Origin of the sequence: Aquimarina addita (assembly GCF_039539305.1) — a bacterium.
Taxonomy (GTDB): Bacteria; Bacteroidota; Bacteroidia; order Flavobacteriales; family Flavobacteriaceae; genus Aquimarina; species Aquimarina addita.
The window spans coordinates 1-25,310 of record NZ_BAABCW010000024.1; the positions used below are offsets into that span (position 1 = coordinate 1).

The window sequence follows — 25,310 nt, forward strand, 5'->3', positions numbered from 1 at the left end:
CCTCGACCAAAAAAGAAAACTAGGTCTGGTCAAAAGAATTAGAAAACAAATTGATAAATTTGGATTATCTAATGATGATTTGCAAATAACTGTAAATCAGTGATGTATTTTTACGTTAGTCAGAATTTTAATCAACGTAGATTTTTGTAGTCTGAGACAACTCTTATAAAAATTAAAGTGCCTGATAACTATTCATCAACCTTACGAATTCTGCTCTATAGCCTTGATTATCATTAGCTCTATTAGTCTCTGCTAAGGCGATAATATCAGAAAGTTCGTGTTTTTGGATATACTTTGACTTTCTCATTTTCATACTAAACCAAGCGACAGATGCGGCAAAATTGAAATCCGGAGATGCTATTTGATTTTTGCTTGTATGTAGAATGTGCACCATCTCAATACTTTTAGTTTTTTGCGGCTTTTTATATCTAAATTTTACTGTTAACAATTCATCACCATAGTTTGTGTTTTTCTCTTTGTTTGTATATTTTAAATCACAAGAGTCTTTGAGATATATACTCTCAACACCCGCCGGTATCACTTCATATAAGGCAGTAACAGTATGTCCACTTCCTAATTCTCCTGCATCTTTTGTGTCATCCACAAAATCTTCATCTGCTAACATCCTATTTTCATATCCGATCAGACGATAAGCTTGTACTTTTGTAGGGTTAAACTCTACCTGTATTTTTACATCTTTAGCAATTGTATATAGTGTACCTCCAAATTCTTTGCCTAGTACACGTTGTGCTTCCTGCATAGTGTCTATATAAGAATGGTTACCATTGCCTTTATCAGCCAATGTTTCTAACTTACTATCCTTATAATTGCCCATACCAAAACCCAGACAGGTTAAAAATATGTTGGATTTTCGTTTTTCTTGTATTAATGTTTTCATATCACGGTCACTACTCATCCCTATATTAAAATCTCCATCTGTTGCCAGAATTACTCTATTATTTCCGTTTTTTATAAAATTATCCTGGGCTAATTTATAGGCTAATTCTATGCCCTCTCCTCCTGCTGTAGAACCTCCGGCATCTAATTTATCTAATGCTTTATTAATCTTATTTTTGAATGTACCAGATGTTGGTTTCAACACTACTCCTGCAGCTCCGGCATAGACAACAATCGATACCTTATCTTTTTCACGTAGTTGATTTACTAATAGTTTAAAAGCATTTTTGAGTAGTGGTAATTTATTAGCATCGCTCATAGAGCCAGAAACATCTATTAAAAATACAAGGTTTGATGCTGGAATTTCTTCTTGAGGGATTTCTTTTCCCTTTAAGCCTATTTTTACTAATTGTGTATTTTCATTCCATGGAGTTGTTGCATACTCAGTATCAATAGCAAATGGGTGTTCATCTACAGGTTGTTTATAGCTGTAGTTAAAATAATTAATCATCTCTTCAATTTTTACAGCATCCGCAGGAACTTTAGTACCATTATTGATCATTCTCCGTACATTACTATAGGATGCTTTATCCACATCTATAGAAAAAGTGGATAATGGAGATAATTGTGTTCTTTTAAAGTTGTTTTCTATAATTTCTTCATAAGATTCATTAGTAATTTCCTTATGAGATCCAAAGTTTTCTTTTTTTGTAGTTACTAAAATAACTCCATTCCCTCCTCTACTCCCATAGATTGCAGTTTTAGACGCATCTTTAAGCACATCAATATTTTTTATTAATTTTGGATCTATTTCTTCCACAGACATGTTGGTAACAAAACCATCGATAATTAATAATGGTTGATGGTTCACAGAAGATGAACCTACACCTCTTATTTTTATATCAGAAGTAGCTTGATGAACGGATAATCCTGCTACGCTTCCTTTTACTGTTGTAGCTCTTTTTTTTGATCTCCTTCTTGATCTCTTTCTGGAACTTCCATTTAAACTTTGATTACTAATTATCGAAACACTTTCTAAATCTTCATTATTAATTTTTGAAACACATGCTGTTAATGTTTTTTTCTTAACCGCAGCATACCCAACTACAACCACTTCTTCCAGTTGTGCTTGTGATACCATCATTCGTACATTCAGTGTTGCATTTGAAGCAATTTGTAGTTCTCTCGTCTCATATCCTAAATAACGAAAAATCAAGGTATCTCTTAGCGTGGTGTTTATAGCATATTTCCCATCAAAATCTGTTTGATGTATATCAGTTGTACCTTTTACAAAAACACTGACTCCTACTAATGGTGTACCTGTAGTGTCATCGATTACAATCCCTTCTACTTTAATTTGTTGTGCAAACGATACTCCTGTGCATAAAAGAAATATAATACAATAATATACTTTTCTCATAATGATGGTTTTTAAGTTATAGATCAAAACTATGAGATATGATCAGTATGTACAATCTATATTGAGTAAGTGCCCTCTTCAGTCGAGTAAAATAATATTTCTAATAAGGATAATAAAAAAACAAGGTAGAGAAGTATCAGTAGATTTTGATTTCAGGAATTATAGATTGTAATGAACTAAGTATTATAAAATCAGTATAATCATCTTAACTACATACCGTCAAAACTCTACTTATACATTTTTAATTATCTATAATATGGGCTTTGGCATACGCTAATGTTTTATTCCGCTGTATTTTACCAGTTTTAGTTTCTATGAATTGTTCTAAGAAATAAATTTCTTTGGGCGCTTCGTATTTAGTAAGTATAGTTAAATGTTGTATTGCCTCCTTTAGTGTAGCTTTTAATTCTTTATCATAAGTTTGTTCAATAAGTAATATGAGCTTATTTCCTAAGCTGTCATCAGGTACTCCAGCAATAAAAAAACGACATGAAATCAACAGTTGTAGTTTCACTTCTATTTCTTCCGGGAATAATTTTATACCTCCGCTATTAATTACATTATCGTATCTACCTTTCCAAATAAACTTTTTATACGTCTTTAATTCTACTACATCATTGGTATAGATGGTTTCATCTGTTAACTGTGGTGCTTTAATTAGTAAACAGTTCCTATCATCAGTACTTAAAGTTATGGCCGGCAATGCTTTAAAAAAAAAGGCTTCTTTTTTATCTTTCTTTTTTGGGTTAATTCTTCGTGCTGCTATGTGCGTTACTGTTTCTGTCATTCCATAGGTTTCAAAAACTTTGGTTTTTATTCCTTGAATCAACTCCTTGAGGTTTTGTGATACTGCTCCACCACCTACAATTAATTTTTTAATCAGGTGTAATCTATTAATAGAGTTATCTAACTGCAAAGGTACCATAGCACAGAAGTCATATTGCTTATACACAGTATCTAAAACATTAGCTCTTGGTGGCACCACATCAATTTTCCAACCAAGAACCATAGCCCTAACAAGCATCATTTTACCAGCAATATAAGACGCTGATAAACATAATAAAGCTGTTGTGCCCTCTTCTACTTTAAAAAATTTTCCAGTAGCCTTAGCACTATTAATCATGTGCTGTTTATAAATTTTAATTTTTTTTGGTGTACCCGTAGAACCTGATGTCTGAACAATAATATAATTATTACTATCTAACCAATCTAACAGAAAACTACCAATTTCTTGTTCATATACTTCTCCTTGTTTGCTAAAATTGTTTGCAGTAGTCTGTAACTCTTCTTTACTAAGCGATTGTTGATTTATACTAAAATCAGGATGTATTTCGGGAATAAACTTGGTGTCTTCTACTCGCATATCCAAATTTCTAATTATTCAACAGACCTGATGTTAAGTTATTATAAAAAGTATGTTATCTATTGGTTATCTTCAATTACTATATTTTCTGGTTGTACTTTTCCAAATAATTTATCTTTCCATCCGGACCATTTGTACTTTTTAGCCAGAATCAATAAAAAAATAGGATATTGAATCAACATAGGTACAATAACTGTCAATCCAGCTGTAGGCTCAGAAGTATCAATAAAAATAGCATCTGTTTGCAAAGCGCTCCAACTAGTCGTTACTAATACTGCTGCCAGTATATTATTTGCTGCATGAAAGCCCAATGCCAATTCCATGCCTTCATCCATTAAAGTCATAATGCCTAACAAAAAACCAGTACCTATATAATATACCATGATTATATAACCCAATTTTTCTACTTCAGGGTTTAAACCATGTAGTAGTCCAAAAATAACGGATGTTATTAATAAAGGCACCCATTTATTTTTTACTATAACTCCAATTCCCTGCATTAGATATCCTCTGAATAAATATTCTTCGAAACTTGTTTGTAATGGCAACAGAAATAACGCAATTAACAATAAGAGTATAAAGGGAACTAATTTAAAATTTAGTTGATAAATTTCTGGTTCTGTAACATAGCTAATAGCAAAGAGTATTGCATTTATAATAATAACTAAAAAAAATGAAAACCAGATTCTACTCCAATCCACTTTAGCTCGGGATGTCGTTAACTTACTAAACTTTTGTTCATGAAGAAATCGATTCGAAAACCAAATGCCTGCCAATCCCATTGCAAAACTAAAAATAATTAATACTAAAAATAAATTAGAGTTGATACCTAATGACATAAAACTATCTGTGGAAGCCTTCAGAAATGTCTGTAAATCTCCCGCTTCAAAAAACGCAACAACCATCAAAGGAACAACACCTATTGTCTGCCATCCGATGAATACTATAAATAATCCTACTAAATATCTCCACCAATTGTGTTTAATTTTAAATGCTTGCGCTATATACATGTGTTTAATTTAAATAATTTACGTTCCAATTTTTGTGTATGTCGTATTGTAATGTTCCTTGATTCACTACCAGAGGTGATTTTATATTATTAGTATACAGACCACCAGTTCCTAATCCTTGAGGCATCTTACTATGAAGCGTATATGTATATTGAGCAATAGCACTCAATCCTATATTGCTTTCTAATGCGCTGGTAATCCACCAACCTATATTAAGGTCTTCTGCCAAATCAATCCATTCTCTTGTTCCTTTATAGCCTCCTATCAAACTTGGTTTTAGAATAATATATTGAGGTCTTATAGTTAGTAACAATTCTTTCTTATTTGTTACACCATACACACCTATTAGTTCTTCATCTAAAGCAATAGGCAAAGGAGTATTTTTACATAACTCCCTCATTATTTGAGGCTGCCCCTGTTTTACAGGTTGTTCTATACTATGCAAATTATATTGCTGTAAACTATATAATTTATCTAAAGCTTCCTCTGGAGCAAATGCTCCATTAGCATCTACTCTTAATTCGATTTGATCTTTAGAAAATTGAGACCTGATATATGATAAGAGTGATAATTCCAAATCAAAATCAATAGCTCCTATCTTTAGTTTGATGCAATCAAACCCTTGTTGCAATTTTTCTGTAATCTGGGTTGTCATAAAATCCTTGTCACCCATCCATACTAGTCCATTAATAGGTATTGAATCCAAACTATCAGTAAAATCTGAAGGAAATAATAAAAAAGGATCTTCACTTTCCAGAGATTTAAATGCCATCTCTACCCCAAACTGAATACTGGGAAACTCTTTTAAAGCTTGCCATAATTGATCAACACCCAGATGGATTTGATCACAAGTCCATTGTAGCTTTTCTTCATAATCAGGGCGATCATCAATGCTTAGACCTCTCAGAATGCCACATTCACCAATTCCTTTGGCACCTGCATCCTCAATAACAATGAACCAGGTTTCTTTCGTTTTTAGAACTCCACGAGAGGTACCACTGGGTCTTTTGAATTCTAAAATATGCTTATGATAAGTCGCTTTCATTTATAATGTGATACTTTCTCCAATCTCTAGTAACATGAGATCTTTATCTTTTTCAAAGAATTTTGTTTTTGCCTCTTTATGATCTATTTCAATATACCCAAACGTATCATAATGTACTCCCAATACTTTATCACAAGCCACAAAATCACTGGCTATAATAGCATCATCAATACCCATTGTGAAATTATCACCAATTGGCAAAATTGCCAGATCTAATTTAGTCGTCATAGGAATTAATTTCATATCCATAGTAAGTGCGGTATCTCCTGCAATATAGATATTCTTATGCTCTCCCTCTATAATAAACCCACCGGGTTGCCCTCCATAGCTTCCATCAGGAAAACTACTGGTATGAATAGCATTCACATATTTAACCTTTCCAAACTCAAACTCCCAGGTACCACCGTGATTCATAGGATGCACTTCTATTCCTTTGGCTTGATAATGCATAGCTATCTCATAATTAGAAACAATGGTAGCATCATTATTTTTTGCAATAGCTTCTGCATCCAGAATATGATCCTGATGCGCATGCGTTAATAAGATATAATCTGCTTTAATATCATTAATATCTACAATATCCTTAGATAAAGGGTTTCCCGAAATAAAAGGATCAATCAATACGTTTACATTCTGGATGTCTATCAACAACGTATTTTGACCATAAAATGTAATTTTCATTGTGTGAATTTTTAATTAATAGGTTGGATGACTTTATTAAACCTAACCGAGACCTAAACTAAATAAAATAGCAAATAAAAAAGTTGATAAAGCCACTTTTTTTAATTCAGGATCAAGATCAACCGCTTTTTTAGTTTTAATTACTTTTACCAAATGAAATACCAATGGAATAAAAGCAATTAAAAAAAGTAAATTAAAATAAGATAAATAAGTAAGATACAAAAAGAGTAGCATTGTACTCATAGCAACAAGAATCAAAGCATAATGGTATTTTTTAGCCTTTATTAACCCCATTTTAACTACAATAGTATTCTTTCCTGCTTTTTTATCACTGTCGTGATCTCTCATATTATTAAGATTCAATACCGCAGCGCTTAAGAGTCCTATAGTTATTGCAGGAAGAAAAACAAGCCATTCTATACTTTTAGTAAATAAAAAATAACACCCTACAACACTTACTAATCCAAAAAAAATAAAAACAAATATATCTCCTAAACCTCTGTACCCATAAGCGGTGCTGCCCATAGTATATTTGATAGCGGCAATTATGGCTGCCAATCCTAAAAGAAAAAAGAATATGGAATAAAAGAAATATTGAGATCCAAAAGAAGTATAAATTAGCAAAATAGCAAAGATTAATGTAATAATCGATGTCATAACAATACCTCTGAACATTTCTTTTCTAGAAATCGCACCACTCTGTAATGCACGTTGCGGTCCTACTCTATCTTCATTATCTGTTCCCTTGACCCCATCACCATAATCATTAGCAAAGTTAGATAATATTTGTAATCCCAAAGTAGTCAATATAGCAAGCCAAAATATAGGAGTACTGAAAAAAAAACCAGTACCTTTTACCGCATAATTTAATAACTGATCAACACCTAAGGAAGACCCAACTATAATCCCGGAAACAGATAAAGGCAGGGTACGAAGCCTAGCAGCAGAAATCCACGCTTTAAATTTAGTCATTCAAGATAATTTTGTTTTAATAAAAAGAGATTATAAAAAACTGCAACGGTCGAGACCTGACAGATATAGTACATCTAATTTAATACCTCAAAGGAACAGTATTTTGATCAATAAAAAAAGTTTGTATTCGTTTAGAAGTTGATTAAAAATTAAAGAAAATAATGCAATAGGTTCTAGTACATACTTATATCTTTCTAATGAATATATAATCTTGTGATCAAACCTAAGGAAGAAATTTTATAAGTGAAAAATAAGAATTAATGATCATAAAACGCTACATCCTGTATATTAAAGAAATCTAACTTAAAAAATAACAGTATAAGTATAAAGATTATTTCTCCATTTTAATATGATAAATAAACACAGTATAAAAATGTCCTAAAAAGAACTTACCTCCTGTATTCAAGGAGGTAAGTGTGGGGAAAACAAAAAAAGTAAGGGAAAAATTGTAATTGGAATACTTGTCAAAGATAAAGAGGATAAAGGAAATATGGATACGGTTTTACCTCAAACTTTAGCCGGAAATGTAGTATATCAGAGGGTTACAAAAAATAAAGTCTTAATCCTTAGTACATTGTGGGGAAATATCCGTCATTAAAAATAATTTTTTTTTATAGTTATTTTTTTATTTAACACTTTAAGATGAATTTATTCTTTAAAAGATTTTGAGGAAGTTTTTAAAGAGTTAAATTTGTATCATAATTTATTTAGTAAAACTAATTTTATCATCCTTGGAAAATAAAAAGGCCCTCAAATTAATAGACAAAATTCTAACCGATTTAGAACAATCAGGAATTAATACTACTACGCTTATAACAGATCTAACAAGTTTAAGATCTTATGCATTAGAGCAACAAGTTCCTCTGGTTGTAAAAGTTTTAAGACTTACCTGTGAACATATTGTTGAAAATGATAGCTTCTTAATTCCTATACCAGATGATGAGCCTATCGAAGAAAATGAAGGTGAAGTAATTGAAAAGGAAGAAACACCATTTGACCCTACAGAAAGTCTTATATATCTTGTCTCTTTATTTAAAGATATTAAAAATAAAATGAATGTAATGGATCTGGGAGAATATAGAAATGGGCTTTTAGCTTCTTAAATAAGATGTTCTATAGATAATTCTATCGTTATTCTTTGCTTTTAAATAATCAGATATTTTTTTGATAACTTTCTTTTGGTTCACAAAAAAATTATGAATTTTTAAATGCTTAAAAACCAAATATGTAGTATTTTTGTTCTTTTCCGGAAAATAATTATGAAGACAAGCTCCAAATCTGTCAAAAAATCAAGATTACAACTATTACATCAGTATTATAGTTATACTGGCTTTTATAAATTTTTAGGAACCAGTTTAAAAAAAGCCTTACCTCCTATTCTTCTTTTTATAGCGGCATTATTGATCATTAATTATTTTGTGATCGATATTAATGAATTACTTATTTATGTGACCGAAAATTATTCTGATTATGTGGTATTCAGTGTATTTTTTGCTTCAGAATCTATCTTAGGATTGATTCCTCCAGAAATTTTCATCGCTTGGAGTGACAAGGCGGTTAGTCCTATTTTATATTTATCTATACTAGCTACATTATCTTATCTTGGAGGTATTATTTCTTATTTTATTGGTAAATGGATTACCAAAATTCCTTCTGTACACGAGTATTTAGAGGTTAAGATGGCAAAGCATATTAAAAATGCACGTAAATGGGGAGGCTTTTTAATTATAGTAGGAGCTTTATTACCAATACCTTTCTCAATCACCAGTATTGCTTCTGGAATGATAAAATATCCTCTGATTAGTTATTTGTTATTTGGATTATTGCGTTTTCTAAGATTTTATCTATATGCAGCTGCTATCTTCAGTTTGATTTAATAATCTTAGTAAAATAATCGTTTTTTTAACTACACCTAATTAATTCTACTCTGTTTTATTGAAGTAGCCATTCTGATAGTCTAAGTTTTGTTTAAATAATAGATATTATTATAATGCTTAAATCTAAAAAAGAGAATGCTTTAAATCCCTTTAAAAATAGATTATAGAAAACTAAGTCAATAGTTTATCTACTATTTTGAGAGATAAATAAGAAAAGTCTAAAACATTTCCAATATACGTAAAACCTCTTTTTTATAACCTCTACTAATTGTAAGAGAAGTATTTTTGATAGCAACTTCCTCATTAGTAAATGATATAATATGTTTTAAGGCAATAATATAAGATCTATGAATTCTTATAAATTTTTTAACAGGTAATTTTGCTTCAATAGCACTTATTGTTTCTCTGGTTACAATCGTTTCTTTATTCAAGTGAATCTTAATATAGTCACTATAACTTTCAATATAGACTATAGCTTCAAAATTAATTTTGACCATACGCCTGTTTGCTCTGACAAACATAAAGTCGGAGGTTTCTATAAGACCACCACCCTCATTCTTTGTAGTAATATGGGTACCAAAATAGTTATTTACTGCTTTTAATATACGGTCAAAAGAAATGGGTTTTAACAAATAATCCACCGCTTGTAATTCAAACCCCTCTACAGCAAAATCTCTATAAGCAGTAGTAAAAATAACCTTGACCTGAGTATTAATAGCTTTAGCAAAAGCAATCCCTGATATCTCAGGCATATTGATATCCAGAAAAATTAAGTCTATAGAGTTTGTTCTAAGAATAGTAAAAGCATCGATAGCATTACTACAGTTAGCAACGATTTTAATCGTAGGAATTTTAGCAAGATGTGTGGCTATGACTTCGCGTGCAATAGCCTCATCATCAACAATCATACATGATATGGTATGGTGATCTTGCATATATTAGACAGTATCTAGTTTTAAGTGTACTTTAAAAATATCATTTTCCAAAAAAATTTCCAAAACATATCTTTCCTTATAAAGAAGATCCAATCTTTTTTTGATATTCTCTAAACCAATACCTTTTTTTGAGGTCTGCAAAGTACTTGTATTTTCTATTTCAAAAAATAGCTGTTTATTTTTACAGAACAGTTTAATATTTATTAGTAGAATCCCTTTTTTTAAACAACCATGCTTAAAACTATTTTCTACAAAAGGTAGCAAAAGCATGGGAGCAATTTTTGCATCTGTAAGAACATTGTCAGTTTTGAAATCGATGCGCAAGGTATCATTAAATCGCATTTTTTCTAAGGTTATATAATCATTGATATGATTAATCTCTTCTGTAAGCGCAACAAAAGGTTTATCCACTTGATATAATAAATAATCCAATAGATTAGATAATTTTAAAATCATTTCGGGAGTTTCATCAGCTTTTTTTAAAGCAAATCCATACATAGTATTTAGCGTATTAAATAGAAAATGTGGATGAATCTGCATTTTTAAATAATTGAGCTCTTGTTCCTTTAATTTTAGTTGCGTTTCTAAAATTTTGGTTTCTAATTTTTTTGTGGCTTCTGTGTGTTTTAGATTCAGTTTTAATAGTTTAAAAGAGCTTACTATAATAACTACCACATAAACAGCAATGGCTACAAAGAGCAAACTTCTACTTATAGGTGCCATATCTGTATATTCAAAATTTGATAAATACACCAGTCCAAAAAATATGGAAATAACAATCAGATAGGCTGATATAATAAAGGTGTATAAACTATATAGAATAAATAATGCATAGCGTTTGGTAACTAAATAATCAGGAATTAATTTATAAATTAACACATAAGTTGTAGCTATGGTTATAGGCATCAAAAACATAGAGAATGCCAATACATAATTAAAATCATTACTATCAAATCCAAAAAAGTAAGTATAAAAAAAGAGGACGGCACACCAGAAAATAGTATGAAGCAGAAGTTGAATGATTTTTTGTAAAATAAGTTTCTGTAACATCTTCTTTACAATAGTACTATAATTTTAATAGTAAATAATATTTTATAGACGAATAACAGGTTTAATAACCGTTTTAGCATTTTGTCAAAAAAAGTGCTAATGAAGTGATTCGTCGCATTTTTATTTTTGGATGTCTCAACTAATGTACGTTTGTGCTGTGTTTAACTAAAATCTACATCTATGAAATCATTAATAATACTTTTTCTTTTTGCGAATACCTTATGTTTTTCGCAACAAGAAAACTTCAAACAATTGAATACGCTTTTTGACGTACTTGAAGTAAATAATAAAGCAATGGGGAGTGTTGCCATAATGAAAGAAGGTAAACTTGTCTACAGTAAATCCATAGGGTTTCAATATAAAACCAATAAAGAGAAGAAACCAACCTCTCACGTTTCTAAATACAGAATTGGTTCCATTACAAAAGTAATTACGGCAAGTATGATTTTCCAATTAATCGATGAAAAAAAGATCCACTTAGAAGATAAACTAGCCTTGTATTTTCCTGAAATACCAAATGCTAAAAAAATAACGATTACAAACCTTCTAACTCATAGTAGCGGTTTGTTTAATATAACAGAAGACACTAACTTTTCTACCTGGATGCTTAAGCCTTCTACACAGGAACAAATGTTAGCTAGAATAAAAAGTCACGAAGTGATTTTTGAGCCCGGAGACCAAAATGAATATAGTAATACCAATTTTATACTACTAGGATATATTCTTGAAAAAATAGAAGAAAAGCCATATAAAATGGTCCTTAAAGAGCGGATCGCAGATAAACTACATTTAACAAATACATATTATGGAAGTGTTATAAAGACTAATAAAAATGAATGTCAATCGTATTATTATGACAAAAATGAGTTAACACCTGCTGTAGAAACTCATATGAGTAATCCAGGCGGAGCTGGTGGTGTCGTCTCATCAGCTACAGACTTAACAACATTTATGAATGCTCTTTTTACTGAGAAAATAATGTCCTCTACTAGTTTTGAGCAAATGACAAAACCATCAGACAGTGGGACGTGTAGTGGTATTTTTTCATTAGAAAGGAATGGACAAACGATTTTCGGACATGGCGGGAGTATTGATGGGTTTACATCGTTTGCCATGTATATTCCAGAGATTAAAACTGCAATTGCGATCACTCTTAATGCATCAGAATACGGAACACAGCCAATTGCTTTTCATATGCACGATGTCATAAATGGAAAAAACATCACTATACCAAATTTTGATAAGATTGAACTAACAGCGGCACAACTAAAAGCGTATGAAGGAGTTTATGAGAGTGCATCACTCCCCTTTGATCTTACATTTAAAGCTTCTGGAAATATCCTTAAAGGAGGGCCGGATTCTAAACATCTAAGGACACTTGTTGCAAATAAAAAAGACGAATTTGCACTAGAAGCTATGGGAATAATACTGAAGTTTGATGTACAAAATAATACAGTTCTTTTTAATGATCAAACGAGTGAACCTACATTATTAACAAAAAAACAATAAATTTAACAATATATGATGACTCTAATAATAGTTCTAAACAGCAATGTATTTTCAGGATTAGCCAAACGTTTTAATGAAGGAGGCCCTTTTTTTATGTCTCTAATTTTGCTTTGCCTAATAGTATCCCTAGGTTTTATTATTTTTGGTTTTCTAAATCTTAAAACCGATATTAAAAAGTCTAAAAAAATGATAAGTTTAGCATCAGATACCAGTCTTTTGGGTCATGTGTTTGGTTTTTTAGGATCTACCATAGGACTCATCACAGCTTTTGATACTTTAGAGGCCGTGGGTGATATTAGTAGCGGAATGATGGCTGCAGGTCTCAAAATATCCTTTTTAACAATCGTTTTTGGTTGTATAACTTTTATTCTCTCCAGAATAGGTATTATTATCCTGAAGGGATTGCACGAAACTAAATAAGAGTAAGAATCCTGATTCCAGTAAGTCCATGAATAGTCGTCTTTTCAGCCTGGTAAGCAATGGATGAGAAGAAATCATAGAATTCATAACGCTACCATAAAGCGTTATTACATTTTAAAAACTTCTTAGAGCCTTTAGATAGTAATGCTACAGGCTCTTTTTATTGCGATATTCTTATTTAATAAAATTATTAAATAAAAATTGCTTAATTTATTTCTAAGATATGCTTCTAAGTCGAAAAACACATTTGACGATTATTTGTTTAAAATAAGATATTTGGTTATCTATCCATAAGAAAGGTAGGCCTTTAGATACATATGCTTTTCGAAATGATAATGTATGGAAGGGCTATAAAGATATCGTTGCTAATATTTTTGATCATTTGTTATCAGCTACTTCCTATTTTTGATCTGGAGCGATTCGAACCGTAAAATCGTCTTAAAAGCTATGATTTCATTTAGTAAATGCTATTTGTATCGTACATTTGCAATGAGATATTTTTAAACTGTATTTTATGATTAACTTTTTTAGAACCATTAGTTATCTGGAAGGGATTTCTTATCTCCTTCTTTTTTTTGTTACTATGCCTTTAAAACGTATCTACGGTTATCTCGAACCTAATTTGATCGTAGGATATACACATGGTGCTTTATTTATTACTTATATATTACTAGCTTTTATGGTAAAAAAAGAAAAACAATGGGATATTAAAACTCTAGGTATCGTATTACTTTGTTCTTTAATTCCTTTTGCTACTTTCTGGATGGATCGTAAATATCTGGCTAAAAGTTAACAGTTCCATTAAAACTTCCTTCTTGCTCAGTATGTAAATTGATTACAGAATGAAAACCTTTATTTACTAGAGGCTGCAGTGATAAGCTACCATTATTTAAAGCGATTTCTTGTCCATTTAGTAAAACTGCAAGTATAACATTACCTTGATAACGATTCATGTTCCTTACAAAATGATAATTATAATCATCAGGATTTTGTGTGCTGATAATTAGTTCTAGAATTTCATTCGTATCTAAATAATAAATGATCTTTTCTTTATGACCAGATACATCTTCTAATAAAGCGTTAGTAACGTGAAAAACATAGTTCCCTTGTGATCCATTTTGATTCTGAATTTTACCAAAGCTAAAATTACCATAATTACGATCATGAGTACATATATGATCACAAGTATGAATGATCGGTCTAGTAGCTTTTGGTACGTTGCGAGGTTGTGGAGATCTTGTAACAACAACCACATCAGGAATAGGAATATGTATATTAACTCCTACAGATACTCCTCCTCCTACCCGAATTTGAGCAAATGAAGTGATTGAAGAAATAAGTAAAAAGGCTAAAAAGTACGTTTGAGTTTTTTTCATGATTTGGTAAAATTTAAAATTAATCAATCAAAATATATGCCACGCTTTACTGCAGCATTCTTACTTTTCGTACAGAATAACATTAGGTCATCAGCTTTTGATATTTTTCTATTATTAAAAAAATTATCATTTCTAAACTATATAATTAGCTAAAATTAAATTATTCAGGATATTCAATACGTAAATGATAGATATTTGTTAACTTACGCTTAAAAACCTTTTTTATTTGCTGAATTTCTTTAAAAGTAATGTCTGCATTTAGAAATTGCCCTTCTTCCATTTGCTTGTTTACTATTTTCTCCACAAATGAGTCTATTAGGCTACTAGTAGGGTTTTTTAGACTTTTTGACGCTGCTTCTACACTATCACTCATCATTAAAATTGCAGTTTCTTTAGAAAAAGGTTTGGGACCCGGATATTGAAAATCTTTGATATCTACATGTTCATTAATTTCTTTTGCTTTAGAATAAAAATAATAAACAGTACTTGTGCCATGGTGAGTGCGTATAAAATCAATCACACGATCCGGCAAATTATTCTTTTTAGCCATCTCAATTCCATTAATCACATGATCCGTAATTATCTTAGCACTCTCTTTTGGTGATAATATATCATGTGCATTTCCTGATGCTGTTTGATTTTCAGAAAAGTAAATTGGATTAGCCATTTTCCCAATATCATGATACAAGGCTCCTACTCTGACTAGCATGGCATTAGCCCCTATTTCATTTGCTGCCGCTTCTGCAATATTAGCTACATTAAGAGAATGATGAAAAGTTCCTGGTGCTTTTTCTGATAATTCTTTTAATAAAGTAGAATTAGTATCACTTAATTCTAATAAAGAAACATCCGAAATTAGACCAAACATCTTTTCATAAGCATAAATTAGGGGATGAACCATTAAGGTGGCAAAACCACTGAGAATAAAAAGACCTACGGTTGTCCAGTCAATATCATCAAATGTTTCTTCATGTCTTATATTAAGAGCTACATATGCTAATATATATACTAAAGTAATTTGTCCTACAGAAATAAACAGGTTAGCCCTTTTGTAAGATTCTGAAATGGTGAGTACTGTAACAATACCAGCTATAATTTGCAAAAATGTATATTCATAACTGTTAGAAATGAAACCTAAAATCAAGACAGTTACTATATGTGTAAAAAGGGCTAATCTAAAATCAAAGAAAGCCTTTAGAATTAAGGGTAAAATACATATAGGTACAATGTAGATAAAATCAGGCTGATAGGTTACCACTAGTGTAGTGACTAATATTATTATTAGTACATTAAACACAATAAAAGTAACTTGCGTATTATTATTAAAAATATCTTTCTCGTACTTTCTAATAAAAAGAAAAAGCATCAATAAGACTAAAGAAACCAGTACACTATAACCAAAGACGATCTGATTAAAATTTTGGTTACTTCTTAAATCGGATTCATATTCTGCCTTAAGCGAATTAAGTATTTGTAATCGATCTCCTTCTACAACTTCTCCTTTAGCAATAATTCGACTCCCTTGAGAAACACTACCGCGCGTAGTTAATATTTTTGCCAACTCATTTTCTAATGTACTTTCAGTTAGATTCTTATTTAAAATTACATTTGGTTTAATTAAATCATAAAACAAAGAAACAAATCCACTTTTAAACTTGATATATTCACTTTTTTCTATTCGTGAATTAATCAGTTGAGTAACAGAACTTGTAGTTAATAACTGTCCATAGGTTATGGCTTCCGCTTTGTTACCTTTATTAAGAAATATTTGTCTTTTATTTTCATAAGGATGTGTTTCTTGTAAAACTCCATACCGATATATATCATTTAATAAAATTCGACCAAATAATTTTGCCTTATCTCCAGAGCTACTTTCATCTAATGTTTTTAAATAACTTTTGAATGTGGTATTATATAAATCTTTAGCAGAATTAGCTATAATAGTATCATACTGAAAATACGGAATTGTATTCTCATAAACTCTTTTTTTATCGGTTTCAATTTCTTTTTCTGTTTTAATAATGGCAAAGTCAAATGGAGCATACAAATTTTCATATTTCCATGGTTCTCCTTTTCCAAATTCATACTTAAAGACTCCACTTTTAGGTAGCAGATACAAAATGAAGGCAAGAGAAATTATAAAAAGAAAAATCTTATAGATTAAAGATTGATTTTTATAAAAATTAATTGATTTTATTTTCACAGTTATGGTTCCTATCGGTTCATCAAAAATACTAAAAATAATGTCAGCAGCTTTATTTTATCTATTTTGAAACGTTTTATGTTCTTTAAAAGAAATTGATCAAAGATAACTCGTCAAAGAGCAAAGTAAGTTCCTTATGTATATCCTTTAAAAATTCTTAAATTCGCATAATTACACACACATTTTTAAAAAAGAAAGCAATGAATAAAGAAGTCGTTATAGTATCCGCAGTTCGCACGCCAATTGGTAGTTTTTTAGGAAGTTTATCTACAGTACCTGCAACTCAATTAGGAGCAGTAGCAATAAAAGGAGCTTTAGATAAAATCAATTTGGATCCATCTTTGGTGCAAGAAGTGTATATGGGTAATGTGGTACAAGCAGGAACTGGTCAGGCTCCGGCACGTCAGGCAGCTATAGCTGCAGGGATTAGCGACACCGTTCCTTGTACAACTATAAATAAGGTATGCGCTAGTGGCATGAAGTCTGTAATGCTTGCTGCACAGGCAATTGCTCTCGGAGATGCAGATATTATTGTTGCAGGAGGAATGGAAAACATGAGTTTAATTCCGCATTATGTAAGACTTAGGACTGGACATAAATTCGGACCTCAAACCTTAGAAGATGGAATGCAACGTGATGGATTAGTTGATGCATATGATCAAAATGCAATGGGAGTTTGTGCAGACCTTTGTGCCACAGAACATGATTTTAGCAGAGAAGATCAGGATGCTTATGCAGTACAATCCTACGAGCGCTCTGCAAAAGCCTGGTCAGAAGGAAAATTTAGTAACGAAGTGGTACCCGTTCCTGTTCCTCAACGTCGTGGCGAACCTATAATGGTAACAGAAGATGAAGAATATAAAAACGTAAAAATGGAAAAAATCCCGTCGTTACGTCCAGCATTTTCTAAAGATGGTACCGTAACAGCAGCAAACGCATCTACTATTAATGATGGTGCTGGTGCAGTTGTAATTATGAGCGCTGAAAAAGCGGAAGAATTAGGATTAAAACCATTAGTTAAAATTTTGAGTTATGCAGATGCAGCACAGGAACCTAAATGGTTTACCACTGCTCCATCTAAGGCTTTGCCTAAAGCAATAGATAAAGCAGGCATCACATTAAAGGATGTAGATTTTTTTGAATTTAATGAGGCATTTGCAGTAGTAGGTTTAGCCAATATGAAAATACTTGGATTAACAGATACCAATACAAATGTTAATGGTGGTGCTGTATCCTTGGGACATCCGCTAGGTTGCTCTGGAGTACGTATATTAATTACTTTAATTAATGTATTAGAACAAAATAAGGCCAAAACAGGAGCTGCAGCAATATGTAATGGCGGTGGTGGTGCCTCGGCAATGGTAATTGAACGCATATAATTACATTTTGTTTAAGATAATTGTTTAATCCCTGGTTTGATATCAGGTTTCTATAAAGAAATTCATGAAATACGGAATTTGCAATCTAAGTGTAATCCCAATGCGCTATGAACCTAGTGATCGCAGCGAATTAGTATCACAGGTTCTCTATGGTGAACATTTTAAAGTATTAGAGCAAAGAAAAAAATGGAGTCGTATCCGTCTTGCATTTGATTCATATGAAGGATGGATTGATAACATACAGTACCAAGAAGTTACAGAAGAAGATTTCATAAAAATCGATGGGCTAAAACCTGTAATGGCTGCAGATTTAGTTGATTTTGTAAGTTGTGAAGACAAACAGTTAATGCCTATACCATTGGGAGCATCCTTACAAGTGTTAGATTATTTTAGCCATTCTTTTGAAGGTCAAAGTATTACTATACAGCAGCCCAAAAAAGCGCTCATAGAGACAGCCTATCTTTTCCTTAATACTCCTTATGTATGGGGAGGCAAAACAAATTTCGGAATTGATTGTAGCGGTTTTACACAGATTGTATATAAATTAAATGGATATAAACTATTTCGTGATGCTTCCCAACAAGTAACTCAAGGAGATCCATTAAGTTTTATAGAAGAAAGTGAACCAGGTGATTTAGCTTTTTTTGATAATGAAGAAGGTGCAATAACCCACGTAGGGATTATGATGCAAGACAATTACATTATCCATGCACATGGCAAAGTTCGCGTAGATAGAATTGATCATACAGGAATATTTAATTCCGAAAAAAGAACGTACTCACATAAATTAAGGGTAATAAAAAGAATTATTTAAATGCATCGTTTTATATAGAAAATAACGAACATTGAATATTAAATTTTTAAACACAATAGTTTAATATTCAATAATTTAAATATTTTACCTAAAGTCATTATTTAAATACAATATTCTATAAAATTATTAACTTTCAAAAGTCATGATCACACCAAATGATTTTGTCATCGAAAAAGTTCAATTAAAGGATAACCAACAATTAGCAGCACTAGGTAGGCAAACGTTTTGTGAATCATTTGCTTCGCAAAACACACAAGAAGATCTACAACAGTATATAAATGAAAGTTTTAGTTTAGAAAAAATAACCAAAGAACTTCTTAATCCGAATTCATTCTTTTACTTCATTAAATTAAACACGCAAATTGTTGGATATTTAAAAGTGAATTTTAAGGATGCTCAAACTGAAAAAGTGGATGGTAACGCTATGGAAATTGAACGAATTTATATTAAAACCAAGTTTCAAGGACAAAAACTGGGACAGCTACTAATTCACAAGGCACTAACCATTGCCAGACAAAACAAAGTAACTTATGCCTGGTTAGGAGTTTGGGAAAAGAATATAAAAGCAATTAAATTCTATAAAAGCTATGGGTTTATTGACTTTGATAAACATAGCTTTATGTTAGGGTCCGATATGCAAACGGATCGTGTGATGAAATTAATTCTATAGTATGATTTAAAATTTATGATTTTTATAACAACAGCTGTTTCTTATTTTAATTAATTTTGAAACGATCATTCCAATTAAAGTATGCCCAAAACAGAAACATTTGATAGAGCGCAAATTTTGCATAAAGCTACAGAAGTATTTCATAAAAAAGGATATAATGGCACTTCTATGCAAGATTTAGTTGATACTACTGGATTGAACAGGTCCAGTATATACAATTCATTCGGTTGTAAATTACAATTATATCTAGAGGTGTTATCAGATTATCAGAAAAAGGCAAATCATAAGTTCAGAAAAGGATTGACGTCGATTTATAATGCTACTGAGCAGATACAAATGATTTTTGAACTGACATTAATCGATATTTTAGAAGACGACGATAGAAAAGGATGTTTAATTGTAAACTGTAAATCGGAAATGGCAAATCATGAATCTTTAATCAAGTCTTTTGTAGAAAAGAATCAAGATCAAATGTTAGCAATGTTATCTGATATTGTCAATAAAGGGCAAATGGAAAAAATCTTTAATACAGAAAAAACTGCTGGTCAGTATGGACTATACTTATATACCTCTATACAGGGTTTGCGTATGACAGGAATACTAAATAAAAATGAAAATGATTTACGAAATATTATTGATACCATAATAAAGGTATTGCATTAATTTTTTTTTAACTCAATTTGAAACGATTGTTTCAAATAAAATAAATAGTAATATTAATAAAATTCAAAAATGAAGAAATTAGAAAACAAAGTAGCTGTAATTACAGGAGCCAATAGCGGAATTGGATTAGCAACCGCAAAATTATACCTTAAAGAAGGCGCTAAGGTTGTGCTTTCAGGAAGAAGACAAGAGGCATTGGATGAAGTAGCTAAACAATTAGAGGGTGATTTTATTACAGTAAAAGCAGATGTATCTGTTGCGGCAGAAAATAAAGCATTGATCTCAGCTGCAACTGCTAAGTATGGGAAAATAGATATTCTATTTCTAAATGCTGGCATCGCTCCTCCTACTCCTGCTCACGAAGTTACAGAAGAACATTATGATACTTTATTTAATACAAATGTTAAAGGACCAATTTTAGCAGTAAAAGAGGCGTTACCAAATATACAGGATGGTGGCACTATTTTATTTACGAACTCTATAGTACATCAAAAAGGTTTTGAAGGCTTAGGCATATACTCTGCAACAAAAGGAGCACTTAGAGCATATCAAAGAGTTTTAACATCAGAAGTAAAAACCAGAGGAATACGTGTAAATTCTATTGCCCCTGGGCCTATTGATACTCCTATTTATGGCAAAATGGGATTACCAGATGATGTCGTAGAAGAAATGGGCAAAGGGTTTGCTCAGCAAGTACCTCTTGGTCGTTTTGGAACCTCAGAGGAAATTGCAAAAACAGCATTATTTTTGGCTTCAGAAGATGCTTCTTACATTAACGGTATAGAAATCGAAGTAGACGGAGGACTTAGTCAGGTGTAATCAATATACTAAACTCATATCAAATTTTACTAAAGCTATGTATTAGAAATTCTATTGCATAGCTTTTTTTTAAAAAATAAAGAAAGTAATAACAACTTTACTTATAAACTAGGACGTTTTTTCTCGCTACAAAGCTTATAAAACGATGGAATTGCTGTCGGTTTTTAGATGTTACTATCCTATCGCACTAGTTATTATGATAAAAACTAGGGAATTATCACTTAATAAAGGAAGCAAAATACTTTTATCAAAAAATCATATTTCCCAGGAAATTTTAAGATCATATTTAAAAATTAAGATACATTTGCAATCTAATTAACTGAACTTAACATTTTCAATATGAAAAAAATTCTATTTACCGGATTCGTTATTTTTTGCATATCATCTGCAAAAGCACAATCCTATTTGGGATACCTTACTGATAATTACAGTGGTGTCAACAGTGTGATTTTTAATCCTGCTAACATAGTTGACTCCAGATTTAAAACAGATATCAATCTTTTTGGTGTTAGTGCAATCACGGGCAATGACTATTATGGACTAAAACTAGGGGATCTTTTTGATGATAATTTTGATATTGAAGATGATGCTAATAAATCTCCAAAGGAAAAGAACAATGTCTTTGGAAATATAGATGTTCTAGGTCCTTCTTTTATGTTTAATATCAATGATAAAAATTCTATTGCTGTTTTTACGCGGGGAAGAGTATTTTATAATATCAATGAGGTTAATGGAACTACCCTGGAAAATATTACAAATGATTTTGATGAAAATGAAGATTTTGTCGTAAATGAAGGTGATTTTTATGCCACTGCTAATGCCTGGGCTGAAGTAGGTGTATCATATGCCAGAGTGATTATGGATAAAGAACAGCATTTTTTAAAAGGAGGTATTTCCTTAAAATATTTACAAGGATTAGGAAATGTATATAGTGAAGGGAATAATGTAAATATTGATTTTGATGCAGATGGATCTGCATTACCAACAGGAGGAACAACAGGTAGTATTGATACAACTGGAGAAGTTTCTTACGGATATAGTAATAATCTGGAAGAGGATACTGATGATTTTGAGGTAGTGAGTGGTGCCACAGGAATCGGAGCTGATATAGGTTTTGTATATGAATGGAGACCTGATTATAAGGAACATACATTAACAGACAGTAAAGGACAATCTTACCCTTTAAAAGACGTAAATAAGTATAAGTTAAAGTTTGGTCTGTCTATTACAGATCTTGGTAGTATCAATTATGATGATGGAACTGAAGAAACATACGATATTAATAATACTATTAGTGAAGAACAATTCGAAAATGAGGATGATTTTCAAGATGTGTTAGAATCATTTTATACATTGACTGCTGCAGGTAATACTACAAAGGCAGTGTTACCAACAGCATTACATTTAAATGCTGATTGGAATATTAATCACAAATTTTATGTAAATTTAAACACGGATCTTTCTTTGATTTCAAAATCTAAAGTAAATGCAAGTAGAATTGCCAACGTAGTTTCTTTAACTCCTAGATTCGAAAGTAAATGGTTTAGCTTTTATTCTCCTATTAGCGTAGTACAATACAGTGGTTTTCAATGGGGAGCTGGATTAAGAGCAGGACCGTTATATATTGGTTCTGGATCTATTGTATCGCTTCTCATTAGTGATAATTCTAAAGCAGCTGATATATATGCTGGTCTTAAAATTCCTATCTATCAATCCAGACCTAAAGATAAAGATGGTGATGGTGTATTAGATAAAATTGACGATTGCCCTGAAATCAAAGGGCCTGAGGAAAATAATGGTTGTCCCTGGAAAGATTCAGATGGTGATACCGTATTAGACAAAGATGATACCTGTCCAGAGGAATTTGGTGAAGTTACTAATGCTGGATGTCCTTGGGCAGATACAGATGGTGATACCATTCTGGATAAAGATGATAATTGTCCTGAAGAGTTTGGGTTTTTAGAAAACGGTGGCTGCCCTTGGAAAGATAGTGACGGAGATTCTGTTTTAGATAAAGATGATAATTGTCCAGATGTTGCAGGAACTGTTGCTAATAATGGTTGTCCTGAGGTCACTGAGGAGATTCAAAAAACACTAAATGATTATGCTAAGACGATTTTATTTAATTCTGGAAAGTCTTCTATAAAAGAAGAGTCTTTTATTGTATTAGGAGATATTGTTGGTATACTAAAAGAATATCCTAACGCTAAGTTTACTGTAGAAGGTCATACGGATAGTGCAGGTAGTAACTCCTTGAATCAAAGACTATCTGATGCAAGAGCAAATGCAGTAAAAACATATCTTATAGATAATGGTGTAGACCAATTTAGATTATCAGCAATTGGTTATGGAGAGGATAGACCCATTGCCTCTAACAAAACAAAAGCAGGTAGAGCTAGTAACAGACGTGTAGAAATTAATTTAGTAAAATAATAGTTTACACCTGTCCAATCCTAAATGATCGATACAGATTATTAAAGGATTAAATTTATTAATTAAGAGGCTGTCTGAAAAGACGGTCTCTTTTTTTTTAAAATAAGTTTATGAATTTGTTTATACGATCAAAAAGTTTTACAAGTTTTATAACATAGGTGATACAATATTGTAAAACTAAATTGATATTAGATAGATAGGTTAGCATTTTTTATCCTAACTATGAGGTAAAAAGTATTATAATATTTAAATTGCCGATTAAGGAATATAACAAAAAAAGAAAATCTTAAAAACTATTATTATTAACTGTATTAAATAGTTCAATCATTTCCTTAAATAAGGTATTTGATTATTGATTGATTTTTTTCAAAAAACTATTAAATAAGTAATAGTTAACAATAGAATTATTTATGAAGTCATTTTTTAAAGAGGCGGTGAATTCAATCCAGACTAGTGGTACAATTTCACCAAGTTCAAAGTTTTTAATTAAGAATTGCTTAAAGGGATTAAAATTAAATAAAGCAAATGTAGTTTTAGAATTTGGACCCGGAAACGGTTGTATAACAGAGGCTCTTATTAAAAAAATTGGTAAAAACACACAACTATACTCTTTCGAAATAAATTCAAAATTTCATAACTTCTGTACTAATAAATTCAGTGAATATGAAAATATACACGTTCTTAAGGAATCAGCATTAGAATTTAAAAAAATTTTAATGTCTGAAAATATTACTGAGGTTGACTATATTATTTCCAGCTTACCATTATCATTTTTTAAAAATCATGAAATCTCCTCTTTGTTTCAGGAAATATCTACATTTCTTACGCCAGATGGTCGCTTTGTGCAATATCAATATAGTTTTGGTAAATATCCACTACTTAAACAGGTATTTGATAAAGTAGATATCAATTTTACACTTTTTAATATTCCGCCCGCATTTACATATAGATGTCATCCCGCAAAATAACTCTTTACTTCTTATCAATTAAAGATACTCCATTTAGATCGGTAGTTAATACATCGCTCATATAATCAAAAAAGGGACGTAATAATTCGTAGTGATATATTAATGTGTCTAAAAAATCAGGAGCAAATACTTCTTTATCTGTAAAAGAATGCTCTACAAAAAATGATTTATTTTTAATTAAATCTATCGCTGAATGATCTTTACTAAAACCTTTAGGTGATGTTTTTACCTGATAGTTTGTATTAAATCCATCAAAGGATTTTCTAAATTCTGGTTGTGCTAATATCTCTCTGATTTCCTGATCATCCATCTCAAATTCCTTTCTAATTCTTAAAAGATCCGCAGGTTCAGGGTTAAAGAAACCTCCAGCCATTAGTGAATTACCAGGTTCTAATCGTAAATAATACCCTCCTCTACGATGGGCCCCTGCCCTAGCAAAGCTAACACTTCGATGCACATTATAAGGTGTTTTATCTTTACTAAAACGTATATCTCTATTAATTCTAAACACCTTACTTTTTTCTATTTCATCCTTTTCATTCAATCGTTCAGTAACGGCTCCATAAAAGGCTTTAAGTGTTTTCTCATTTGCTTGATAACATTTTTTATGCTGCTGCATCCAATCTCTATGATTGTTCTTTTTAAGATCTAATAAAAATTCGAAAGCGGATGATGGTATGTTAGACATATACTATTTTAAATTATTATGACATGGAATTGACTTTTTTAATCTATTAATTACAATACCTAAATATGGATTAAAAATACCAAAATCCATATTGACAAATCATGTTTAACTAAAATTT

Annotated in this window: 23 protein-coding genes; 12 read left to right on the plus strand and 11 right to left on the minus strand. The window is 31.1% G+C overall.

The window, feature by feature from the left end:
- Positions 1–172 precede the first annotated feature (172 nt).
- The 6 genes from ABD816_RS19430 to menA all read right to left on the minus strand — a co-directional run bounded on the left by ABD816_RS19430 (position 173) and on the right by menA (position 7,388).
- On the minus strand, positions 173–2,317 hold the full coding sequence (locus tag ABD816_RS19430; protein ID WP_344930241.1) for a YfbK domain-containing protein: 2,145 nt from the start codon (positions 2,315–2,317) through the stop codon (positions 173–175).
- 241 nt (positions 2,318–2,558) lie between these two features.
- A complete protein-coding gene (locus ABD816_RS19435; protein ID WP_344930244.1) occupies positions 2,559–3,680 on the minus strand; it encodes an AMP-binding protein in 1,122 nt (373 codons plus the stop codon).
- Positions 3,681–3,739: 59 nt separating this feature from the next.
- On the minus strand, positions 3,740–4,690 hold the full coding sequence (locus ABD816_RS19440; protein WP_344930246.1) for a CPBP family intramembrane glutamic endopeptidase: 951 nt from the start codon (positions 4,688–4,690) through the stop codon (positions 3,740–3,742).
- A gap of 4 nt (positions 4,691–4,694) precedes the next feature.
- Positions 4,695–5,735: an o-succinylbenzoate synthase gene (locus ABD816_RS19445; RefSeq protein WP_344930247.1), complete on the minus strand. Its 1,041-nt coding sequence runs from the start codon at positions 5,733–5,735 to the stop codon at positions 4,695–4,697.
- Positions 5,736–6,416, minus strand: a complete 681-nt coding sequence (locus tag ABD816_RS19450; RefSeq protein WP_344930249.1) for a metal-dependent hydrolase — start codon at positions 6,414–6,416, stop codon at positions 5,736–5,738.
- A gap of 42 nt (positions 6,417–6,458) precedes the next feature.
- The gene (gene menA, locus ABD816_RS19455; protein WP_344930251.1) at positions 6,459–7,388 is read right to left on the minus strand and encodes a 1,4-dihydroxy-2-naphthoate octaprenyltransferase; all 930 of its coding nucleotides are present in this window, start codon (positions 7,386–7,388) and stop codon (positions 6,459–6,461) included.
- A gap of 731 nt (positions 7,389–8,119) precedes the next feature.
- Here menA and ABD816_RS19460 point away from each other — a divergent pair.
- The gene (locus ABD816_RS19460; protein ID WP_344930253.1) at positions 8,120–8,491 is read left to right on the plus strand and encodes a hypothetical protein; all 372 of its coding nucleotides are present in this window, start codon (positions 8,120–8,122) and stop codon (positions 8,489–8,491) included.
- A 156-nt stretch (positions 8,492–8,647) separates the two neighbouring features.
- The gene (locus ABD816_RS19465; RefSeq protein ID WP_344930255.1) at positions 8,648–9,265 is read left to right on the plus strand and encodes a YqaA family protein; all 618 of its coding nucleotides are present in this window, start codon (positions 8,648–8,650) and stop codon (positions 9,263–9,265) included.
- A gap of 218 nt (positions 9,266–9,483) precedes the next feature.
- Here ABD816_RS19465 and ABD816_RS19470 read toward each other — a convergent pair whose 3' ends face one another.
- Together ABD816_RS19470 and ABD816_RS19475 are read right to left on the minus strand one after the other, a co-directional pair.
- Positions 9,484–10,200 (minus strand): LytR/AlgR family response regulator transcription factor, encoded by a 717-nt coding sequence (locus ABD816_RS19470; protein WP_344930256.1) that lies wholly within the window; start codon positions 10,198–10,200, stop codon positions 9,484–9,486.
- A gap of 3 nt (positions 10,201–10,203) precedes the next feature.
- Entirely contained in the window at positions 10,204–11,250 is a 1,047-nt protein-coding gene (locus tag ABD816_RS19475; protein WP_344930258.1) for a sensor histidine kinase, read from the minus strand.
- Positions 11,251–11,430: 180 nt separating this feature from the next.
- Between ABD816_RS19475 and ABD816_RS19480 the strand changes: the two genes are divergently transcribed.
- The 3 genes from ABD816_RS19480 (at position 11,431) to ABD816_RS19490 (ending at position 13,972) form a co-directional block, all read left to right on the plus strand.
- Positions 11,431–12,759, plus strand: coding sequence for a serine hydrolase domain-containing protein (locus tag ABD816_RS19480; protein ID WP_344930260.1), 1,329 nt, complete (start codon positions 11,431–11,433; stop codon positions 12,757–12,759).
- A gap of 12 nt (positions 12,760–12,771) precedes the next feature.
- A complete protein-coding gene (locus ABD816_RS19485; protein ID WP_344930262.1) occupies positions 12,772–13,179 on the plus strand; it encodes a hypothetical protein in 408 nt (135 codons plus the stop codon).
- A 514-nt stretch (positions 13,180–13,693) separates the two neighbouring features.
- A complete protein-coding gene (locus ABD816_RS19490) occupies positions 13,694–13,972 on the plus strand; it encodes a DUF3817 domain-containing protein (RefSeq protein WP_344930264.1) in 279 nt (92 codons plus the stop codon).
- Here the strand turns inward: ABD816_RS19490 and ABD816_RS19495 are convergent.
- Together ABD816_RS19495 and ABD816_RS19500 are read right to left on the minus strand one after the other, a co-directional pair.
- Positions 13,962–14,555, minus strand: coding sequence for a hypothetical protein (locus ABD816_RS19495; RefSeq protein WP_344930265.1), 594 nt, complete (start codon positions 14,553–14,555; stop codon positions 13,962–13,964). The genes ABD816_RS19490 and ABD816_RS19495 overlap by 11 nt on opposite strands.
- Positions 14,556–14,715: 160 nt before the next feature.
- Complete coding sequence (locus tag ABD816_RS19500) at positions 14,716–16,758, minus strand: HD family phosphohydrolase (protein ID WP_425549130.1); 2,043 nt, start codon at positions 16,756–16,758, stop codon at positions 14,716–14,718.
- Between the two features lie 200 nt (positions 16,759–16,958).
- Between ABD816_RS19500 and ABD816_RS19505 the strand changes: the two genes are divergently transcribed.
- The 7 genes from ABD816_RS19505 (at position 16,959) to ABD816_RS19535 (ending at position 24,504) form a co-directional block, all read left to right on the plus strand.
- Positions 16,959–18,137 (plus strand): acetyl-CoA C-acyltransferase, encoded by a 1,179-nt coding sequence (locus ABD816_RS19505; RefSeq protein ID WP_344930267.1) that lies wholly within the window; start codon positions 16,959–16,961, stop codon positions 18,135–18,137.
- Between the two features lie 64 nt (positions 18,138–18,201).
- Complete coding sequence (locus tag ABD816_RS19510; protein WP_344930268.1) at positions 18,202–18,951, plus strand: C40 family peptidase; 750 nt, start codon at positions 18,202–18,204, stop codon at positions 18,949–18,951.
- A gap of 142 nt (positions 18,952–19,093) precedes the next feature.
- Positions 19,094–19,621 carry a GNAT family N-acetyltransferase gene (locus ABD816_RS19515; protein WP_344930270.1) on the plus strand — a complete coding sequence of 176 codons (528 nt, stop codon included), beginning with the start codon at positions 19,094–19,096 and terminating at the stop codon, positions 19,619–19,621.
- Positions 19,622–19,702: 81 nt separating this feature from the next.
- Complete coding sequence (locus tag ABD816_RS19520; RefSeq protein ID WP_344930272.1) at positions 19,703–20,284, plus strand: TetR/AcrR family transcriptional regulator; 582 nt, start codon at positions 19,703–19,705, stop codon at positions 20,282–20,284.
- Between the two features lie 69 nt (positions 20,285–20,353).
- Positions 20,354–21,103 (plus strand): SDR family NAD(P)-dependent oxidoreductase, encoded by a 750-nt coding sequence (locus ABD816_RS19525; protein WP_344930274.1) that lies wholly within the window; start codon positions 20,354–20,356, stop codon positions 21,101–21,103.
- A gap of 339 nt (positions 21,104–21,442) precedes the next feature.
- The gene (locus tag ABD816_RS19530) at positions 21,443–23,536 is read left to right on the plus strand and encodes a DUF5723 family protein (protein ID WP_344930275.1); all 2,094 of its coding nucleotides are present in this window, start codon (positions 21,443–21,445) and stop codon (positions 23,534–23,536) included.
- Between the two features lie 410 nt (positions 23,537–23,946).
- Positions 23,947–24,504, plus strand: a complete 558-nt coding sequence (locus tag ABD816_RS19535) for a class I SAM-dependent methyltransferase (protein WP_344930277.1) — start codon at positions 23,947–23,949, stop codon at positions 24,502–24,504.
- A gap of 4 nt (positions 24,505–24,508) precedes the next feature.
- On the opposite strand, the gene ABD816_RS19540 is transcribed toward ABD816_RS19535, so the two are convergent.
- Positions 24,509–25,192 carry a DUF2461 domain-containing protein gene (locus ABD816_RS19540; RefSeq protein WP_344930278.1) on the minus strand — a complete coding sequence of 228 codons (684 nt, stop codon included), beginning with the start codon at positions 25,190–25,192 and terminating at the stop codon, positions 24,509–24,511.
- Between the last annotated feature and the right edge of the window lie 118 nt (positions 25,193–25,310).

Bases quoted from the DNA above. Each gene is read 5' to 3' on its own strand.
- ABD816_RS19435 (WP_344930244.1), bottom strand. From the start codon at position 3,680: ATGCGAGTAGAAGACACCAAGTTTATTCCCGAAATACATCCTGATTTT.
- ABD816_RS19445 (WP_344930247.1), bottom strand. From the start codon at position 5,735: ATGAAAGCGACTTATCATAAGCATATTTTAGAATTCAAAAGACCCAGT.
- ABD816_RS19505 (WP_344930267.1), top strand. From the start codon at position 16,959: ATGAATAAAGAAGTCGTTATAGTATCCGCAGTTCGCACGCCAATTGGT.
- ABD816_RS19510 (WP_344930268.1), top strand. From the start codon at position 18,202: ATGAAATACGGAATTTGCAATCTAAGTGTAATCCCAATGCGCTATGAA.
- ABD816_RS19465 (WP_344930255.1), top strand. From the start codon at position 8,648: ATGAAGACAAGCTCCAAATCTGTCAAAAAATCAAGATTACAACTATTA.
- ABD816_RS19450 (WP_344930249.1), bottom strand. From the start codon at position 6,416: ATGAAAATTACATTTTATGGTCAAAATACGTTGTTGATAGACATCCAG.
- ABD816_RS19540 (WP_344930278.1), bottom strand. From the start codon at position 25,192: ATGTCTAACATACCATCATCCGCTTTCGAATTTTTATTAGATCTTAAA.
- ABD816_RS19470 (WP_344930256.1), bottom strand. From the start codon at position 10,200: ATGCAAGATCACCATACCATATCATGTATGATTGTTGATGATGAGGCT.
- ABD816_RS19515 (WP_344930270.1), top strand. From the start codon at position 19,094: ATGATCACACCAAATGATTTTGTCATCGAAAAAGTTCAATTAAAGGAT.
- ABD816_RS19480 (WP_344930260.1), top strand. From the start codon at position 11,431: ATGAAATCATTAATAATACTTTTTCTTTTTGCGAATACCTTATGTTTT.
- ABD816_RS19475 (WP_344930258.1), bottom strand. From the start codon at position 11,250: ATGTTACAGAAACTTATTTTACAAAAAATCATTCAACTTCTGCTTCAT.
- ABD816_RS19485 (WP_344930262.1), top strand. From the start codon at position 12,772: ATGATGACTCTAATAATAGTTCTAAACAGCAATGTATTTTCAGGATTA.
- ABD816_RS19495 (WP_344930265.1), bottom strand. From the start codon at position 14,555: ATGAAAAAAACTCAAACGTACTTTTTAGCCTTTTTACTTATTTCTTCA.
- ABD816_RS19520 (WP_344930272.1), top strand. From the start codon at position 19,703: ATGCCCAAAACAGAAACATTTGATAGAGCGCAAATTTTGCATAAAGCT.
- ABD816_RS19535 (WP_344930277.1), top strand. From the start codon at position 23,947: ATGAAGTCATTTTTTAAAGAGGCGGTGAATTCAATCCAGACTAGTGGT.
- ABD816_RS19430 (WP_344930241.1), bottom strand. From the start codon at position 2,317: ATGAGAAAAGTATATTATTGTATTATATTTCTTTTATGCACAGGAGTA.
- ABD816_RS19525 (WP_344930274.1), top strand. From the start codon at position 20,354: ATGAAGAAATTAGAAAACAAAGTAGCTGTAATTACAGGAGCCAATAGC.
- ABD816_RS19530 (WP_344930275.1), top strand. From the start codon at position 21,443: ATGAAAAAAATTCTATTTACCGGATTCGTTATTTTTTGCATATCATCT.
- menA (WP_344930251.1), bottom strand. From the start codon at position 7,388: ATGACTAAATTTAAAGCGTGGATTTCTGCTGCTAGGCTTCGTACCCTG.
- ABD816_RS19440 (WP_344930246.1), bottom strand. From the start codon at position 4,690: ATGTATATAGCGCAAGCATTTAAAATTAAACACAATTGGTGGAGATAT.
- ABD816_RS19490 (WP_344930264.1), top strand. From the start codon at position 13,694: ATGATTAACTTTTTTAGAACCATTAGTTATCTGGAAGGGATTTCTTAT.